Origin of the sequence: Oceaniglobus indicus, assembly GCF_002751875.1 — a bacterium.
Taxonomy (GTDB): domain Bacteria; phylum Pseudomonadota; class Alphaproteobacteria; order Rhodobacterales; family Rhodobacteraceae; genus Oceaniglobus; species Oceaniglobus indicus.
In genome coordinates, this window is record NZ_NMZM01000003.1 from 210718 (window position 1) to 228643 (window position 17926).

Annotated in this window: 19 protein-coding genes; 11 read left to right on the forward strand and 8 right to left on the reverse strand. The window is 65.6% G+C overall.

Features of this window, described 5'->3' with window-relative positions:
* The first annotated feature begins 1 nt into the window (after position 1).
* A complete protein-coding gene (locus CFP68_RS06065; protein ID WP_099825777.1) occupies positions 2–397 on the forward strand; it encodes a rhodanese-like domain-containing protein in 396 nt (131 codons plus the stop codon).
* 12 nt (positions 398–409) lie between these two features.
* Here CFP68_RS06065 and hspQ read toward each other — a convergent pair whose 3' ends face one another.
* Positions 410–736 carry a heat shock protein HspQ gene (hspQ, locus tag CFP68_RS06070; protein ID WP_099825779.1) on the reverse strand — a complete coding sequence of 109 codons (327 nt, stop codon included), beginning with the start codon at positions 734–736 and terminating at the stop codon, positions 410–412.
* A 685-nt stretch (positions 737–1421) separates the two neighbouring features.
* On the opposite strand from hspQ, the gene CFP68_RS06075 reads away from it, so the two are divergent.
* Positions 1422–2006 carry a transglycosylase SLT domain-containing protein gene (locus CFP68_RS06075; protein ID WP_099825784.1) on the forward strand — a complete coding sequence of 195 codons (585 nt, stop codon included), beginning with the start codon at positions 1422–1424 and terminating at the stop codon, positions 2004–2006.
* Between the two features lie 40 nt (positions 2007–2046).
* Here CFP68_RS06075 and CFP68_RS06080 read toward each other — a convergent pair whose 3' ends face one another.
* On the reverse strand, positions 2047–2661 hold the full coding sequence (locus CFP68_RS06080; protein ID WP_099826212.1) for a LolA family protein: 615 nt from the start codon (positions 2659–2661) through the stop codon (positions 2047–2049).
* Positions 2662–2824: 163 nt separating this feature from the next.
* Between CFP68_RS06080 and dps the strand changes: the two genes are divergently transcribed.
* Complete coding sequence (dps, locus tag CFP68_RS06085; RefSeq protein ID WP_099825790.1) at positions 2825–3304, forward strand: DNA starvation/stationary phase protection protein Dps; 480 nt, start codon at positions 2825–2827, stop codon at positions 3302–3304.
* A 77-nt stretch (positions 3305–3381) separates the two neighbouring features.
* Here dps and CFP68_RS06090 read toward each other — a convergent pair whose 3' ends face one another.
* The 3 genes from CFP68_RS06090 to CFP68_RS06100 form a co-directional block, all read right to left on the reverse strand.
* Positions 3382–6390, reverse strand: a complete 3009-nt coding sequence (locus tag CFP68_RS06090; protein ID WP_099825795.1) for a DNA translocase FtsK — start codon at positions 6388–6390, stop codon at positions 3382–3384.
* A gap of 15 nt (positions 6391–6405) precedes the next feature.
* The gene (locus CFP68_RS06095; protein WP_099825798.1) at positions 6406–7599 is read right to left on the reverse strand and encodes an aminotransferase class I/II-fold pyridoxal phosphate-dependent enzyme; all 1194 of its coding nucleotides are present in this window, start codon (positions 7597–7599) and stop codon (positions 6406–6408) included.
* Positions 7600–7713: 114 nt separating this feature from the next.
* Complete coding sequence (locus CFP68_RS06100; RefSeq protein ID WP_241523978.1) at positions 7714–9045, reverse strand: amidase; 1332 nt, start codon at positions 9043–9045, stop codon at positions 7714–7716.
* 52 nt (positions 9046–9097) lie between these two features.
* On the opposite strand from CFP68_RS06100, the gene CFP68_RS06105 reads away from it, so the two are divergent.
* The gene (locus CFP68_RS06105) at positions 9098–10360 is read left to right on the forward strand and encodes an FAD-dependent monooxygenase (RefSeq protein WP_193825214.1); all 1263 of its coding nucleotides are present in this window, start codon (positions 9098–9100) and stop codon (positions 10358–10360) included.
* A 3-nt stretch (positions 10361–10363) separates the two neighbouring features.
* Here CFP68_RS06105 and CFP68_RS06110 read toward each other — a convergent pair whose 3' ends face one another.
* From CFP68_RS06110 to CFP68_RS06120, 3 genes are all read right to left on the reverse strand, one after another.
* Complete coding sequence (locus CFP68_RS06110) at positions 10364–11278, reverse strand: metallophosphoesterase (protein ID WP_099825808.1); 915 nt, start codon at positions 11276–11278, stop codon at positions 10364–10366.
* Positions 11279–11351: 73 nt separating this feature from the next.
* A complete protein-coding gene (locus CFP68_RS06115; protein ID WP_099825811.1) occupies positions 11352–12056 on the reverse strand; it encodes a winged helix-turn-helix domain-containing protein in 705 nt (234 codons plus the stop codon).
* Entirely contained in the window at positions 12028–12315 is a 288-nt protein-coding gene (locus CFP68_RS06120; protein ID WP_099825815.1) for a hypothetical protein, read from the reverse strand. The genes CFP68_RS06115 and CFP68_RS06120 overlap by 29 nt, the downstream gene beginning before the upstream one ends.
* A 208-nt stretch (positions 12316–12523) precedes the next feature.
* Between CFP68_RS06120 and CFP68_RS06125 the strand changes: the two genes are divergently transcribed.
* The 7 genes from CFP68_RS06125 to CFP68_RS06155 all read left to right on the forward strand — a co-directional run bounded on the left by CFP68_RS06125 (position 12524) and on the right by CFP68_RS06155 (position 17915).
* On the forward strand, positions 12524–13033 hold the full coding sequence (locus tag CFP68_RS06125) for a hypothetical protein (RefSeq protein ID WP_145953405.1): 510 nt from the start codon (positions 12524–12526) through the stop codon (positions 13031–13033).
* Between the two features lie 184 nt (positions 13034–13217).
* Positions 13218–14432 carry a glutathionylspermidine synthase family protein gene (locus CFP68_RS06130; RefSeq protein ID WP_099826213.1) on the forward strand — a complete coding sequence of 405 codons (1215 nt, stop codon included), beginning with the start codon at positions 13218–13220 and terminating at the stop codon, positions 14430–14432.
* A gap of 13 nt (positions 14433–14445) precedes the next feature.
* Positions 14446–15021, forward strand: coding sequence for a DUF1190 domain-containing protein (locus tag CFP68_RS06135; RefSeq protein ID WP_099825821.1), 576 nt, complete (start codon positions 14446–14448; stop codon positions 15019–15021).
* A gap of 241 nt (positions 15022–15262) precedes the next feature.
* Positions 15263–16075, forward strand: a complete 813-nt coding sequence (locus tag CFP68_RS06140) for an exodeoxyribonuclease III (RefSeq protein ID WP_099825824.1) — start codon at positions 15263–15265, stop codon at positions 16073–16075.
* Positions 16076–16140: 65 nt separating this feature from the next.
* Positions 16141–17058 (forward strand): thioredoxin, encoded by a 918-nt coding sequence (trxA, locus tag CFP68_RS06145; protein ID WP_099825828.1) that lies wholly within the window; start codon positions 16141–16143, stop codon positions 17056–17058.
* A gap of 39 nt (positions 17059–17097) precedes the next feature.
* On the forward strand, positions 17098–17742 hold the full coding sequence (locus CFP68_RS06150) for an LON peptidase substrate-binding domain-containing protein (RefSeq protein WP_099825832.1): 645 nt from the start codon (positions 17098–17100) through the stop codon (positions 17740–17742).
* Positions 17739–17915 carry a Trm112 family protein gene (locus CFP68_RS06155; RefSeq protein WP_099825837.1) on the forward strand — a complete coding sequence of 59 codons (177 nt, stop codon included), beginning with the start codon at positions 17739–17741 and terminating at the stop codon, positions 17913–17915. The genes CFP68_RS06150 and CFP68_RS06155 overlap by 4 nt, the downstream gene beginning before the upstream one ends.
* Positions 17916–17926 lie beyond the last annotated feature (11 nt).

The following is a 17926-nucleotide window of genomic DNA, read 5'->3' on the forward strand; positions in this document are numbered from 1 at the left end:
AATGCCGATCAAACCCGTCTCGGAAATGGTGGCCGACGCCAAACGCCGCATCACGACCCTGTCGATTTCCGACGCCCGTGCCCGGGTGGAAGCCGGCGAAGCCGTGATGATCGACATCCGCGATCCGCGCGAACTGGCGCGCGACGGTCGGGTGCCCGGCGCGATCCACGTGCCGCGCGGCATGCTGGAATTCTGGTTCGATCCGGCCAGCCCCTATCACCGGCCGGTGCTGGCCACCGACAAGACGCTGATCCTGTTCTGCGCCGCGGCGGCACGCTCGGCGCTGTCGACAGTGACATTGATGGAAATGGGGTTCGAAAAGGTTGCCGAACTGGAAGGCGGCTTCAAGGGCTGGCGCGACAGCGGGGCGCCGGTCGAACCGACCGATCCGTCCTGAAAGCGCCCGGGATCAGTTCATCTGGAATTCCAGAGGATACGATCCGTCGTGGAAGTCGCCAAACAGGTCGGGCAGATCGGGATGATCCACCGGTTTGCCTGAATAATCGGCGATCAGGTTCTGCTCAGACACATAGGCCACGTAATAGCTCTGATCGTTTTCGGCCAGCAGATGATAATACGGCTGATCCTTTGCCGGGCGGCTGTCCTCGGGGATGGCATGATACCATTCATCGGTATTGGCAAAGGTCGGATCGACATCGAAGACGACACCCCGGAACGGATGTTTGCGATGACGCACGACCTGGCCGAGATGATATTTGGCCCGTGTCTTGATCATTATGGCATCCCCTTCGTTTGTGTCGACAATGTGGCAGAAGCGGTTCGGCCTTTGCAACAGGCCAAACGATCGGGAAACAGTCTGTGAACGCGATCCCGACAGTGGCGCCGCGTATCCCACCCCGTTCTGATAGATGCAACCCTTGGGGGCGGCAGCGGCGTGAGGGATCGCGGTCCGTCCAAGGGCCTCCGCCGAATGCGCTCTTGTTCCCCTTTTGAACTTGGCCAACGCACGGACGCCGGTGGGCCGAGCACCGTGACAGCGGGCGATCAACTGACCGCGCGAAAGTGATAGCCGGAGGCGTTTGCCTGGAACACTCCATGGCCTGGCCAAACCGATGCACCTGAAATAATCCTTTCACTTCAATGGCCTGACTGACCACCGCGGGGTCGGGATAAATTGGCGCCCGCGACTGCCCTGCCTTGACCCGCCGTGTGGAACGACGACCGCCCCGCCTGCCCTTCGCGCATGCCACAGACGCTGCACCGACGAAATCGACCGCCCGATGTGGCCCTCGCCCCCGCCTGCGTCCTGGCCCGCCGGATCGTCACGGCTTGGCGCGGTGTCGGTGCTGCCCCGCGGGTCACACTTGCGTTTGTCCCCTGAACCCGCAGGACTTTTCGTTTCACCATTGGCGCTGTTTCCGCTAATCTGTCGCAAAACAAGATACAAAAGCGAGAGGCAGATGAGCAGATCCCTTCGCGCCTTGATTCTATTGATGTTCGTGGCCAGCTGCGGCGGTCGCGACTATTCGGCGCCCCGAAACCTTGAAGACGCCTGCGACATCGTCGCGGAACGGCCAAATTACCTGCGCGCGATGAAGCGCACCGAACGGAAATGGGGCGTGCCCGTGGCCGTGCAGATGGCGACGATCCATCAGGAAAGCAAATTCATCGGCGACGCCCGCACACCGCATAAATATGCGTTGGGAATCATTCCGATGGGGCGGCAATCCTCGGCGTTCGGCTATTCCCAGGCGCTGGACGGCACCTGGGACGAATACCGCGAAAAGCAGGGCCAGCGCCGCGCCAAGCGTGATGACATCGACGATGCGACCGATTTCATGGGCTGGTACATGCACGAAAGTGCGACCCGGCTCGGAATCCCCAAGTGGGACGCCAAGAATCAGTATCTGGCCTATCACGAAGGGCGCGGCGGGTTTTCGCGCGGCAGCTATAACGCCAAGCCGTGGCTGCTGACGGTGTCCGACAGGGTCGCCAGCCGGGCCGTCACCTATGACGCCCAGCTGCGATCCTGCGGCAAGGCCTGATCCCGGCCACGCCTGCGGGCATGGCCGGAAAGGGGGTGCATCACCCCTTTCGCTTTTCCGCCTCTAGCGCGATGTTGAACAGCCGCGACGGCAGGCTTCCGCCCGTCTTCAGCGCACCCAGCACCACGGTTGTGGTGGTGCCGCCGTTGTCGGTGATGATCCACTGGCGCAGCTGCACCGGGTTGCCGGTGAATACCAGGTCGATCCGGCCGGCATCGCGGTTCTCGGGATCCTGCGCGGTAACGATGGTCTTCACACCGTCCTCACGGTGTCCGACAACCATGTTGCGACGCCCCAGATCCACATTCTTTTCGAGAATGATCGACAGGGGCGTGCGGCTCAGCGGGTATTGCTCGGGGCCGTTGGCGTTGGATTTTCCGTCGAACACCGCGACCGATCCGGCACCGACCAGAACCGCCGTGCGTTCGGGCGGATTGTAATCGAACCGCATCCGTCCCGGTCGCGAGATATAGATCGTTCCCGTCGAAATCGTCCCGTCGTCGTTGATCTGGGTGAAATCGGACGTCGCTGTCTGCAGCGCGTTGAGATACCGCGACAGGGTATCCAGCGGGATTTTCGCCGCCGCGGCGGGACCGGCCAGCGCGAAGGTGGCCAAAGCCGTGGTTCCGGCTATGAAGGTGCGTCGGTTCAGCATGTCATCCTCATCGGTTTCATGAAGTGGGATATAGGCATGGGTGCGACGTCGTGCCACCGTTATGCAATGACAGGCACGATTGACCCGGTGGAACCAAACCGGCCTTACTTCGTTGCCACCGAAAGCGCACCACCCGTGCGCGGTGAATTACAAGGAGACATCCATGCCAGAAGCATTCGTATCCGGCCTGAACGACCAGACCCGCCACAAGATGATCGATCTCTTGAACGCCCGGCTTGTCGACACGATTGCCCTGTCGATGGCCGTCAAGCAGGCGCACTGGAACCTCAAGGGTCCGGGATACATCGGTGTGCATGAATTGCTGGACGAGGTCGCCGCGCGGCTGAACGACAGCACCGACCTGATGGCGGAACGCGCCCAAATCCTGGGTGGCCAGGCCAAGGGCACGCTGGATGTCGCGGCCAGCAAGACGTCGATGGATCCCTATCCCACAGACATGGAAGCCGTGAACGATCACGTCGCCGCCCTGAAAGAGCGGTTCCTGGCCGTGGGTGAAAAGGTCCGCAAGGCCATCGAAGAGGCCAGCGACGCGGGCGATGCGGATACCGAGGATCTGTTCACCGAAGTCAGCCGTCAGATCGACAAGGACGCCTGGTTCATCGGATCCAACGCGCCCGTCTGATCCGGCGCCTGTATCGCGAAAGACAAGGCCCGGTGCGTTCTGCGCACCGGGCCTTTTCATGTCTGCACCGTTCGGGATCAGTGCTGTTCTGGCACCAGAACCTCGCGTTTGCCGACGTGGTTGGCCGATGAAACGACCCCCTCGTCCTCCATCTGTTCCACCAGGCGCGCGGCCTTGTTGTACCCGATGGCCAGCTTGCGCTGGATGTACGAGGTCGAACACTTGCGGTCCTTGATGACGATGGCCACGGCCGTGTCATACAGCGCGTCCTCGGTGTCGGATCCGCTGCCCAGGCCCAACACCGCGTCGATGTTGCTGCTGGATTCCTCGTCGGGCCCCTCGACCACACCGGACATATATGCGGGTGGACCGAACCCCTTGAGGTAGTTGACGATTTCCTCGACCTCCTCGTCCGAACAGAACGGGCCGTGAACGCGCGTGATCCTTGCCCCGCCCGCCATGTACAGCATGTCGCCCATGCCCAGAAGCTGTTCGGCGCCCTGTTCGCCCAGGATCGTGCGGCTGTCGATCTTCGATGTCACCTGGAACGAGATCCGGGTGGGGAAGTTCGCCTTGATCGTGCCGGTGATCACGTCCACCGACGGGCGCTGGGTTGCCATGATCAGATGAATGCCCGACGCCCGGGCCATCTGTGCCAGACGCTGGATGCAAGCTTCGATCTCCTTGCCCGCGACCATCATCAGGTCGGCCATCTCGTCGACGACCACGACGATGAACGGCAGGATCTCGGGCTGGATTTCCTCGGTTTCGAAGGTCGGCTCGCCGGTGTCGTCGTCAAACCCGGTCTGCACGGTGCGCGAGAACATCTCGCCCTTTTCCAGCGCGTCGCGCACCCGGCCGTTATAGCCCTCGATGTTGCGCACGCCCATCTTCGACATCTTGCGATACCGATCTTCCATTTCGCCGACGACCCATTTCAGGGCGACGACCGCCTTCTTGGGGTCGGTGACGACGGGCGACAACAGGTGCGGGATGCCGTCATAGACCGACAATTCCAGCATCTTGGGGTCGATCATGATCAGGCGGCATTCCTCGGGCGTCAGCTTGTAGAGCAGCGACAGGATCATCGTGTTGATCGCCACCGATTTGCCCGACCCGGTGGTCCCGGCGATCAGAAGGTGGGGCATCTTGGCCAGGTTCGCCACGATGGGATCGCCGCCGATATCCTTGCCCAGCGCCAGCGGCAAGCGCATCTGCGAATCGCCAAAGTCCTGCGCGGCCAGGATCTCGCGCAGCACGCACATCTCGCGGTTCTCGTTGGGCAGTTCGATGCCGATTACGCTGCGTCCCGGCACGGTCGACACACGCGCCGACAGCGCCGACATGGATCGTGCGATGTCGTCGGACAGGCCGATCACGCGGCTGGCCTTCAGGCCCGGTGCCGGTTCCAGTTCGTACATCGTGACGACCGGGCCGGGGCGGACCGAAACGATCTCGCCCTTCACGCCGTAATCGTCCAGCACCGATTCCAGCATCCGCGCGTTCTCTTCCAGCGCTTCGTCGGACAGGTGGTGGCGCTTGATGGTGTCGGGGCTGGTCAACAGCGACAGCGGCGGGCGTTCGTATTGCGCCAGCTTTTCGTCGAATTCCAGCGCGGGCTGTGCTTCGGCCTTGGCTTGGGCCGACAGCTTGACGGGCTTCTTGACCGCGTGTTGCACGACGGCCTTTGGCGGTGTCGGCACGGGCGGGGCGACGACGGGTGCTGCGCCACGTTCGACGCGGGGGGCTTCGGCGGTGTGGCTGAACACCGGCTCGCGGATCGGTTCCGGCGCCACCAGCTCGGGCTCGGGCATGTCGCGCGCTGCCAATTCCCGGTCCAGCGCCGGCGTGGCGCCGGCGGTCTGGGCCGTCAACGGCGGTTCATCGGGCAACGCGGCCACCCGCGGCGCGGTGTTCAGGATCATCGGCTGCGGCCCACGGGGATGGCGGCCCTTCAGCAACGGTTCGGCCCGAACGCCGTGTCCGGCGGCCACCCCTGCCCCCGCCGTCAGGATCGGGCGCGCGCGAACGCGTGCCTTGATGACATCGGCGATCTTGGCCTTGATGCGGTCGTCGCCGGGCGCGGGCTCATCGAACGAGAAGCCGTCTTCATCCTGCCACGGCCCCTGCTCGGCGGCGGCGGGCGCGGAACGGCGGAACAACCCCGGCAGGCGCGCGATCAGCGATGGCTTCGCCTCGGGCTGCGCATCGAAATCGTCGTCGAACACGTCGTATGCGTCGGGCGGCGGCGCGCTGCGCTCGGCCCGCAGAACCGGCGTGCGGCGCGTTTCGGCCGCCGGCTCGACCTCGAGCATCCGGCGGTCGAGCATCGCCTGTTCGTCGGCGGCGGCGCGGGCGGCGGCGCGGCGTTCGGCCATCGTGGCGCCGGCCGTCTGTGCGGCGCGCATGCTGACCACGGCGCCCCTGCCCAGACCGCTGACGCCATAGCCGAACGCCGTCAGCGTCATGTCATAACACCGCACGAGCGAGCGCAGGCCGAACGTCAGGACCGCGCGCACCTCGGGGCGGGTGAAGCCCAGCACGAACAGTCCCATGGCAATGGTCGCGATCGCCATGAAGAACGCCATCAGCTTCAGCCCGAATGTCGCCTGCACCGGCACCACGCCCAGGACCGCCCCCAGAATCGTGTCGCCGAACAGCCCGCCAAGGCCGAAATAATGGGTCCAGCCCGCGGGCGGCTGATGGGTCGAGATATAGACCGCGGCCAGCGCGATGCCGACCGGCGCGAAGATCAGCCGCGCGGTCGCGCGATCCTCGCCGGTGTGGGTCATGAAGCGGATGCCCCAGACGGCGAGGACCAGCGCGAAACCCCACGCGCCCCAGCCGACGATGTTGAACAGAGGCGCGGCAATCGACGCCCCGAACCGGCCCAGCAGGTTCTGCGCCGGCTGGTCCGTGACCGAGAACCACGAAGGATCGTCCGGCACATACGAGCCGAGGATCAGGGCCGTCACCAGACCGGCCCCGATCAGCGTCATCCCCAGCAGTTCCTTGCCCCGACGCTCAAGCGCGGCCTGGGTGTTGCTGTCGAAAAGGGGGTCCCGCTGTCTGGTCTGATACGCCATTTACCTACCTCGTCTTTACCGGAATATGCAGTCGCGAAGCCGCTCCAGCCCGCGCTGCATCTCGTCTTCTTCGGCCACAAGGGCCACTCGTATGTAATCCCTGCCGGGATTTTCGGTGCCGACATCGCGCGACAGATAGGCACCGGGCAGGACGCGCACGCCCGTCTCGCGCCACAGCTTGACGGCCGCCGCCTCGCCGTCGCCGATGCTGTCGGGGACCGGCAGCCACAGGAAGAACCCCGCGTCCGGCGCGCCGCAGCCGTCGATCCCGTCGAACACGCGGTCCACGATATCGAACTTGCGCTGATAAAGCGCGCGATTCTCGCGCACGTGATCCTCGTCGCGCCACACCGCCGCCGCCGCCATCTGCAACGGCAACGGCAGGGGCGCGCCGGAATAGGCGCGCAATTGGCGCAGGGCCGTCATCGTCTGCGGACCCGCCGCCGCGAACCCCGACCGCAGCCCCGGAAGGTTCGAGCGCTTGGAAAGCGAATGAAAGATCACGACCCGCTCGGGGTCGGCGCCCATCTCGTGGGCCACCTGCATCGCACCAAGGGGGGCGTCGCCGCGATAGATCTCGGAATAGCATTCGTCGGCGAAGATGCGGAAATCGTGCTTCTCGGCCAGCCGGATCAGCGCTTCCCAATAGGCCCGCGATGCCACCGCGCCCTGTGGGTTGGACGGCGAACACAGATAGGCGATCGCGCACCGGTCCAGCACCGCCGGCGGCAATGCCGCATAATCGGGCAGGAACCCGGTTTCGGCGGTGGCGGGCACATAGATCGGCTCGGCCGCGACGGCGAGGGCGGCCACGGCATAGACCTGATAGAACGGGTTCGGCGTCAGCACGACGGGCCGCGCGCTGCCCTTCGCTTCGGCGCACAGCGCGATGGCGGCATTGAACAACCCCTCGCGCGTGCCGTTCAGCGCCATCACCTGGCGGTCGGCATCGACCGGAACGCCATAGCGCGTGCCGATCCAGTCGCCGATCGCGCCCAGCAATTCGGCTGCGCCTTCGTTGGGCGGATATTTCCCGAATCCTGCCGCATTTTCGGCAATGATATCGGTGATCCACGCCGGAAAGGCATGGCGCGGCTCGCCGATCGTCATGTGCACGGGCGTGCCGCCGGACGGATGAACGTCCAACAGGCGCCGCAAACGCGGGAACGCGTATTCTGGCAGGTTCGAAAACCGCTGGGGAAACTGCATTTTTGCCTCGGGTCTGGGGTCGTGTCGCCCCTTTGCCCCAAGGATACCCATGCGCGCCGCGGGGCGTCCAGATTTTCCCGCCCGCCCCGTGGCTTGGCCGCGCGCCTGTGGCTTTTAGGTCAGCGCCGCCTCGGCGGCGTGGCCGATCCGCAACAGCCGATGTTCGCCCATGGGCCGTCCCATCAGGCTTATTCCCGCCGACGGTGTGCCGGTGGGCAGGCTGAGCGCCGCCAGACCCATCAGGTTGCCGATCCGGGTATTTCGCAAAGTCATCAGGTTGGACTTGACGAAATAGTCGCCATCGGTCTCGAGCCTTTTCAGGTTCGGCGGCAGGATCGGACAGGTCGGGATCAGCACCGCGTCGAACGCCGCCGTGCGCGCGCCATAGGCCAGCCGACAGCGGTCGATGGTGCGCCATGCGGCGACGTAATCGGGCGCCGACACGGCCTTGCCGCCGCGGAACCGCTCGCGCACCTGATCGTGCATGGCGTCGGGATTGGCCTCGATGGCCTTGCCCCAGACGCCATAGGCTTCGGGCGCGAACAGGACGCCGGACAGGGCCATGGCCTCGGCCACTTCGGGGATTTCCTGCCGCTCGATGGCGACGCCCGCATCGGCCAGCCGGACCACCGCGTCGTCGAAGGCCGCAGCGACCGTGGGATCGAGATCCTCGAACGCCGAGGTTTCCAGAACCATCATCCGCGTGCCGACCAGCGACGTGCCGGTCAGGTCGACCGGTGCCGTGCCCTCCAACGCCGCCAGCATCAGTGCCGCGTCCTCGACGGTGCGCGTCAACGGTCCAATGGTATCGAACCGCGGACACAGCGGCACCGTGCCGTCCATCGGCAACCGCCCCGAGGTCGTCTTCAACCCCACGAGATCGTTCCAGTTGGCGGGCGCCCGCACCGATCCGCCGGTGTCCGATCCGATCCCGATGGCGGCCAGCCCGAACGCCACCGAAGTGGCGGCACCGGACGACGATCCGCCCGCCACCGCGTCATGATCGTTGAAGCACGGCGGGGATTGCGTGACCGGGTTCAGCCCCAGCCCCGAGAACGCCAGTTCTGTCATGTGCGTCTTGCCAAGGCACACCGTTCCCATGGCGGTGGCGTTGCGCAGCACGATGGCATCCTGATCGGGCACCCGTCCCCGGAGCAATCCCGACCCCGCCTCGGTGCCGACGCCCGCGGTATCGAACAGGTCTTTCCAGCTGATCGGCACACCGTCCAGCGGGGAAAGACGCCGCCCGGCCTTGGCCCGTGCATCCGCCGCCGCCGCTTCGGCGCGGGCGCGATCGGGCGTCGTGCGGGCATAGATGCGGTCGGTGAACTCGTGTTCGGCCATGGCCGACAGGAAAGTCTCGCACAAATCGGACGGCAGGATGTCGCCGGCGGCTATGCCGCGTCCAAGATCGCCCGCGCTCAGGCCCAGCCATTGTTTCGACATCCACGGTCCTCCGGTAAAAATGCTGATTACAGTGCTAGCGGCACAAGCGCGCATGGACAATGGCATGCGACGGCGCATATCTGGAGGCATGGAGAAACACGACGACATCGTGATCGCCGGTGGCGGTCTGAACGGCGCGGCCCTGGCCCTTGCCCTGGCGCAGGCGGGATTTGCCGTCACCGTGATCGATCCGCGCCCGCGCGACGTGCGGGCCGCGCCGGGGTTTGACGGGCGCTCCTATGCGCTGTCGCAGGCGTCCTGCCGGATGCTGCGCGCGCTGGGGCTGTGGGACGCGCTGGCCGACGATGCACAACCGATCCTGGACATCAAGGTCAGCGACGGGCGCGCCGGCGAAGGCCCCTCGCCCTTCGTGCTGGAATTCAGCCATGCGGAAATCGGTCACGACCCCATGGGCCACATGGTCGAAGACCGCCACCTGCGCCCTGCCCTGCTGGACGCGATGGACGGTCTGCCGGGGATCACGGCACTTTCCGGGTGTGCCGTCGTGGCACAAGCCGCCGATGCGACCGGCATCACCGTGACCCTGGACAATGGCGAAACCCTGTCCGCGGCGCTGTTGATCGGCTGTGACGGGCGCGGCAGCGGCACCGCCAAGCGCGCCGGGATCACCCATGTGGGATGGGATTACGGCCAAAGCGGGCTGGTCGCCGCCGTCGGCCACGAAAAGCCGCACAACGGCATCGCGCACCAGTTCTTCATGCCCGAGGGGCCGCTGGCGATCCTGCCCCTTTCCGGCAACCGCAGTTCCATCGTCTGGACCGAACGCACCGCCAACGCAGCGCGGATCACGGCGCTGGACGATGCCGCCTATCTTGACCTTCTGCGCCCCCGGTTCGGTGATTTCCTGGGTGAAATCAGCCTTGTGGGTGCACGGTTCACCTATCCGCTGTCGCTGTCGCTGGCCCATACGATGATCGCGCCGCGCGTGGCGCTGTCGGGCGATTCGGCCCACGGGCTACACCCCATCGCGGGTCAGGGCCTGAACGCGGGCCTGAAGGATGTGGCGGCCCTGGCCGAAGTCCTGACCGACGCGGCGCGGCGTGGCGAGGATATCGGCGCAACCGACGTTCTGGAACGCTATCAGCGCTGGCGGCGGTTCGACATCGTGACGCTGGCCATGGCGACCGACGGCTTCAACCGGCTGTTTTCCAACGACAGCCCGCTGCTGCGCGGGATCCGCAACCTTGGCATGGGAGCGGTCAACGCCCTGCCCGGCCTGCGCCGGACGTTCATGCGCGAGGCGGCGGGATTGACCGGCGACGTGCCGAAACTGTTGCGCGGCAAGACGCTCTAGGCGCTAGGCCGCATCGGCTTTCAGCGTGACCAGCGTCACCTCGGGTGGCGCACCCAGCCGCATGGGCACGTGGGAATAGCCGATGCCCCCCGACACCACCAGGTGCTGTCCCCGCTCGCGGATGTGCCCATAGGCATAGCGGTCGGGATATTCCGACGGGGTCAGCGGACGCCAGCCGAAGAAGTTCGCCTGCCCGCCGTGGGTATGCCCGCTGAGTTGCAGCAAAGCGCGCGTCTCGTTCATCGCGAAGCAATCGGGTTCATGGGCCAGCAGGATCGCGGGCGCGGCGGTGGGCACGTCGCGAAAGGCCCGGTCGGGATCGTGGCGCGAGGTGCCGTCGCGCCAATGGCGATGGCCCTGCTGGCTGTCATAGCCGACGATCCAGAACGGAAAGCTCTGGTGGTTCAGTTCGACGGCATCGTTCAGCATCACGGGGATTCCGGCATCGCGCAGCGCATTCAGCACGCCCGATTCGCGGTAATCCGACGCGCGGGCCAGATCGTCGTCGCGCCAGTCGTGGTTGCCCAGGATCGCATGCACCCCCAGCGGCGCGCGCAGGCCCGCCAGCGCGGCGGCGGTGTCGGTCACCGGACAGGCAAATCCCGGCGTCGGGCGGGCCGCGATGTAATCGCCCAGAAGCACGATCATGTCGACCGGCAGGGCGTTGACCCGCGCCACCAGTCGGTGCAGGCCCGTCAGCGTGCTCCAGGGGCGGATGGTGTGGAAATCCGACAGCATCGCGATGGACAGGGGCGGCCCCTGCCAATGGGGTGTCGCGATGTCGTAATGCACCAGATCGGGTTCGCCCCCCGCCACGAAGACCCGTCGCCATCCGCGGCGCCGCACGGCGTGATCCGACAGCATCGGCGAGGTCTCGTCAGAGGTTCCGCATGCATGCGCGGTTTCGATATCGCGCATCTTCGGCCCTCGGCGGTTGCGGAATGGTCCTCACCTAGCAATCCGCCGGCCGTTTGATAACCCCCGCGTGCGGTCAGATCACCCGGATCACGCCCTTGTCGATCGACAGCATGTAACCGCGCCGCGCGATCGTCTTGACCAGAAGCTCGCTCACCATCTGGTTGCCCAGGGCGTCGCGCAACCGCTTGATCCGGGTGGCGCCCGCCGCTTCATCGCAATCGGCGGTGTCGCGGCCGGATATGACCGCCTCGATTTCCGCGCCCGACAGCACGTCGTCGTCCATCCGCGCCTCGGCCAGCACCGACAGGGTTTCGATGGCCGCCTCGGTCAGCTTGAATTCCATGTTGTTCAGATAGACCACCCGCTCCTCGCGCGAGATCAGCAGCGACGACACCTGGATTCCCGCGCGCTCGATTTCGCCCATGCGCCGGTTCAAAGCGATGATCATGACGAGAAACACCAGCGCCGCGATCAGAAGGGCGGTGGCGAACACCAGCAACACGAAGATCACCATGCGATAGCTGGTCAGCACATCGGAAAATGTCGTGCCCGATTGCGCCAGGATTTCCAGCAGGCGCAACTCTCCTCCCGCCGTCAGCGCGTCGTTTTCGGTGAAGATCCGCTCGACCCGCGCGTTGAAGGCGTTGGCGTCGGGCAGGTTGACGAACAGCAGGACCGCCGCGACCAGCAGGATCGCGACAATGGCGGCAATGCCGAAGATCACCAAGCGCCCGGTCGAGCGGCGCGTGTCAGTAGCGAAGGAAATAGGCGCCGGCACTGGCTTTCCTCTGATCAAGGCCCGAACGGTCGAAAATCTGCATCACGGTCAGCAACTGCCACCCGTCGGGCGCGATCCGCCGGGCGATGGCGTCGGCCGCACTGGCGCGGCTGACACAAGCGGTGTCGGGCAGTTCGACCACACCGTAGTGCAGCTTGAGCGGGTTGTCGCGCTTGGCCTTGTAATCGGCAAAGCAGGCGGCCTGGGACGTCGTGGCCGCAAGGGTCAGCACGGCGAGAAGGGGCAGAAACGGGCGCATGGCGGGCGGCACCTCTTGCTGGGGCGGTCGCAACAGCTTTGGCCGGAATGAACGCGACATTCAATGACAACAGGGGTTTGGGCGGCGGTTATGCGATAACGCCCCCGCGATATTGCCTGTCGGGCCGGGCACGACACAGGTTGGGGGCAGCAAGACAACGGCGATCGACCCTGCCAGACCGCCCACCCGCAACGGAAAGGAAAACGCCATGAGACACCCCGTGATCGCCACCCTGCTGGCCGCGGCCCTGGCCATGGGCCCGATCGGCGCCACCGGTGCCCGGGCCGCGAACAACGATCAACTGGGACGCCTTCTTGCGGGTGCGGCCGCCGTCGCGATCATCGGGCTGGCCTACAAGGCGGATCAGAAGCATGACCGCAAACAGGCCGCGCAGGCCCAGACCCATGCACCGGCGCCCGACCGCTATGAGCCGCCACGCGGCAAGCATTTCGGCCTGCGTGACAAGCGCCACACGAAGAACCGGGACGGCCATCAGGTTTTCTTCGGTCCCAAACAGGTGCCGCGCGCTTGCCTGCGCCATGTCCAGACGCGCTGGGATACCCGGGATTTCCTGTCAAGCTCCTGTCTCGAGCGATCGATGCGCGGCGATGTCAACCGGCTGCCACGGCAATGCAGCGCGGTCTATCATGGGCGTCGCGGCCCGGTCGCCGGATATGATCCGCACTGCCTGGGCCGGTTCGGCTGGCACCAGGTCTGAGGTTTCGGCCCCGCCCGTGGCGGGGCTGCACGGAACGCGGCGGCCGGTTCAATCGCACATCTCCAGCCGGTCGTCGCCTGTCGGGGGCAGAGGGTCATCGCGCCTTCTGCCCCATGGCCTTTTCCCGTGCTGGCGATCCCGCGCGTTCCCCCCTACATAGGGTCGGACAACCCGAGGTATGTGCATGCAGAAGATCCCGCTTCCCGAACGTCCCGACTGGCGCGCCAAGGCCGAAGAGGTCGGGTTCACCTTCGCCGACATGCACGGCGAACCCTATTGGGACGAAAGCACCGCCTATCGCTTTACCCTGGCCGAGGTCGAGAACGACATCGAGGATCCGGCGACCGAGCTGCACGGAATGTGCCGCGCGGCGGTGGCCGACATCGTGCAAAGCCAGGAGTTGATGGAAAAGCTGGGCATCCCCGAGCCGCACCGCGACATGATCGCGGCCTCCTGGGAGGCGGGCGAGCCGGAAATCTATGGCCGGTTCGATTTCGCCTATGACGGCACCGGCCCCGCGAAGATGCTGGAATACAACGCCGACACGCCGACCTCGCTGTATGAAAGCGCGTCGTTCCAGTGGGCCTGGCTGGAAGATCAGCTCGCCGCCGGCGTACTCGAGGACGGCGACGACCAGTTCAACGGCATCCACGAGGCGCTGATCGAACGTTTCCGCGAGACGTTCCGCCCCGGCAGCGATCTTCACTTCACCGCCATGGGCGGCAATCCCGAAGACTATGCCATGGTCGAGGCCATGGGATGGGCCGCCCGCGAGGCGGGGCTGGGCGCGCACTATTTCGATCTGGAGAAGATGGCGCTCAGCGACGAGGGCCAATTCCTCGACGACGAGGATCGCGTGATCGGAACCCTGTTCAAGCTGTATCCATGGGAGGATCTGCTGCGCGACGATTACGCCCTGCACATCGCCGGGTCCGGCTGCCTGATGATCGAACCCGCTTGGAAGGCGCTGGTGTCCAACAAGGGGCTGCTGCCGGTGCTCTGGCAGATGTTCCCGGACCACCCCAACCTGCTGCCCGCGTTTTTCGAGGCGGACGTGGCCGACGGCCTGGGCGGCGCCGCCTGCGACGCCCCCGGTTTCGACGCCGCCCGCGAAACGCTGGCCCGGGGATACGTCACCAAGCCCCTGTTCTCGCGCGAAGGGGCATCGGTGCGGATCGTCGAAAACGGCGAAGTCACCGAAACCGCCCCCAACACCGACTACGACGCGCACCCGAAAATCGTTCAGGCCTATGCGCCGCTGTCGCAATTCGGCGGCTTCCATCCCGTGATCGGCGCGTGGATCGTGGGTGAAGCCTGCGCCGGCATGGGCCTGCGCGAGGATCGCGCGCGCATCACCCAGGACCTGTCACGGTTCAAACCGCATTTCATCCGAGACTGAAAGGACACCCGCCATGCGAGCCCGTTCAAGAACCGTCGCCCTCACCATCGTCGGTGCCGCCGCCTTCGCGCTGGCCGGTTGCCAGGAAGAACAGATCGACGCCCAGGCCTATCCCGACCTTGCCAGTTGCAAGGCGGCGGCGGACGATGGCGGGTTGCTGGACCGCGCCGCCTGCGACGAAGCCTTCGCCGAGGCCCAGGAGCTGCACGTCGAAACCGCACCCCGTTATGACAGCGTGGCCGTGTGCGAGGAACAGCACGGCAAGGGCAACTGTGGCTCGGAAGCCGAACAGGTGTCGAACGGCGGATCGGGCAGCATCTTCATGCCCCTGCTCGCGGGTTATCTGATCGGCAACATGATCGGCGGGCGTGGCGGCATGGCTGGATCGCAGCCGATGTATCGCACCGCCGACGGCAAGTTCTCGACCCCATCCGGCGCGTCGAGCTATTCGGGCAACCAGGGCAAGGCGAAACTGGCACCTTCCAGCTTTGCCAAGCCGGCCACGACCATGGGCAAGGCGCCGATGACCCGCGCCACCGCGGCATCGCGGGGCGGCTTTGGCAAGTCAGGCACCCGCGCCGGCGGCTGATCGGCCCCGCGCCGGCCGCAGCGACACCGTTCCACGATCGCCGTTGTGCCTGGCCGTTATTCCAGGATGCCTCCGGCGGGAGTATTTCGGTCAGTGAGAAATACATGCCCTTGGCTTCTCATTGACGGAAATACTCCCGCGCGGAGCGCTCTTTTACCTGTCGGTGGCGCGCCCGGGGTGGCGACTTCGGGCCCGACGCGGCATAGAGCCGACACCGCTGCTTCCATCACGAGGAACCTCCATGTCCTTTACCCTTGCCACCTGGAACATCAATTCGGTCCGTCTGCGCGAAGGTCTGGTCGCGCGTCTGCTGGAGGAAGAGACGCCGGACATCCTCTGCCTTCAGGAATGCAAGTCGCCGGTGGACAAGATCCCGGTCGAGCGGTTTCGCGAGCTGGGCTATGCGCACATGATCGCGCGCGGCCAGAAAGGATATAACGGCGTTGCTATCCTGTCGCGTCTGCCGATCCGCGAGGTATCGGCCTTGGATCACGCCGGATTGGGCCACGCGCGCCACATTGCCGGGCAGTCGGACAACGGTGTGACGATCCACAACTTCTATGTGCCCGCCGGTGGCGACAAGCCGGACCGCGAGATCAACCAGAAGTTCGGCCAGAAGCTGGATTACCTGACAGACATGCGCGACGCCTTCCGCGCCGAGGCCCCCGCACGCGCGATCCTTGTGGGCGATCTGAACATCGCGCCGCGCGAGGACGACGTGTGGGATCACAAGAAGTTGCTGAAGGTGGTCAGCCACACGCCGATCGAGGTGGAACACCTGGCCGACGCCCAAGAGGCCGGAAAATGGGTCGACGTCACCCGCGCCGACATTCCCGAAGGTCGGCTGTATTCGTGGTGGTCCTATCGGTCGCCCGACTGGGACGCGGCGGACAAGGGGCGGCGCCTGGATCACGTCTGGGCGACCCCCGATATCGCAAACGCGGCGCACAACAGCCGCGTGCTGCGGCCGGTGCGCGGCTGGGAACAGCCCAGCGACCACGCGCCGGTCTTCGCCACCTTCGATCTCCAGGCGGACGCGCCGGTGGCCTTGTAACAGCGGGGTGATTACGCCATTTAAGCTGCAACTTTGCCCTGCATCCACACGAAAAGGACCGGATCATGCTGGAACTTGGACAGACCGCCGCCCCCGCCGCCGCCGACCTTGTCAAGGACACGACCGAAGCCGGCTTCATGGCCGATGTTGTCGAAGCCAGCCAGGACGTGCCGGTGATCGTCGATTTCTGGGCGCCCTGGTGCGGGCCTTGCAAGACCCTGGGCCCGATGCTGGAGCAGGCCGTGATCGCCGCCAAGGGGGCGGTGAAGATGGTCAAGGTCAACGTCGACGAGGCCCAGAACATCGCCGGGCAACTGCGGATTCAATCCATTCCGACCGTCTATGCCTTTTACAAGGGTCAGCCGCTGGACGGGTTCCAGGGCGCGCTGCCGCAGTCCGAGATCGACGCCTTCGTCAAGAAATGTGTCGATGCGGGGGGTGGCGGCGATGCCGCCGCCGGCCTGGCCGAGGCGCTGGAAGCGGCCGAGGCCATGCTGGCCGAGGGGGCGGCAACGGACGCGGCCCAGACCTTTGCCGCGATCCTGGGCGAAGATCCGAACAACGCCGGCGCCTACGGCGGCATGGTGCGGGCGCACATCGCGCTCGGCGATCTGGACCAGGCCGAAGCGATCCTGAACGGCGCCGACGCCTCGATTGCCCATGCCCCCGAACTGGAAGCCGCCCATGCACAGTTGCAACTGGCGCGCCAGGCGATCGACGCCGGCCCGATCGATGATCTGCGCGCCGCGGTCGAAGCCGATCCCGACAACCATCAGGCGCGGTTCGATCTGGCCAACGCCATGCATGCGGGGGGCGATGCCGAAGGCGCGGTGCGCGAGCTTCTGGAACTGTTCCGCCGCGACCGCGACTGGAACGATGGCGCCGCCAAGACACAGCTTTTCACGATCTTCGACGCGCTGCCCCCCAAGGATCCACTGGCGCTGTCGGGCCGGCGCAAACTCTCGTCGATGATCTTCGTCTGAACGATTGCCGGGGCCGCACCGCGGTCTAGATCGTCGGTCATGATGCATTCCAAGGATCTTCCCGGAACCATTCCGGTTTTCCCGCTGCCCGGCGCGCTTTTGCTGCCCCGGGCGCGGTTGCCACTGCATATTTTCGAGCCGAAATACCTGGCGATGCTGGATGATACGTTGAAAACGGATCACCGGCTGATCGGGATGGTGCAACCGCGCGATGTGCCCGGCTCGGACGAGACGCGGCTTCATTCCATCGGCTGCGCCGGACGGGTGACGGCGTTCTCGGAAACCGAGGACGGGCGTTACATGATCACGCTGGCCGGCGTCTCGCGGTTTCGGATCCGTGGCGATGCCAGCGGTTTCGCGCCCTATCGCCGGTGCGACATATCCTGGGACGGGTTCGACCGCGATCTGGGCAGCACCGAACGGGATGCCGATTTCGACCGGCATGCCTTCTTGCACCTGCTCAGCCGGTTTTTCGAGGCCGAGGATCTGAAGACCGATTGGGAGTCGCTGAACGAGGCCGAGGATGAACTGCTGATCAATTCGCTGTCCATGCTGTGCCCGTTCGAACCCGAGGACAAGCAGGCCCTGCTTGAGGCGCCGTCGCTGACCACCCGGCGCGAAACCCTTGTGACGTTGATCGAATTTGCCATGCGGGGCGGTGAAAGCAGCGAGATGATGCAATGAACAATCCGGGTTACGACCGCAAGATGCTGGAATCCCTGGTCTGCCCTCAGACCCGCGCGCCCCTGTCGTTCGACGCCGAGCGGATGGAGCTGGTATCGAAGGCGGCGAACCTGGCCTATCCGATCCGCAACGGCATTCCGGTCATGCTGATCGATGAGGCGCGCGCGCTTTAGGGCCACCGGGG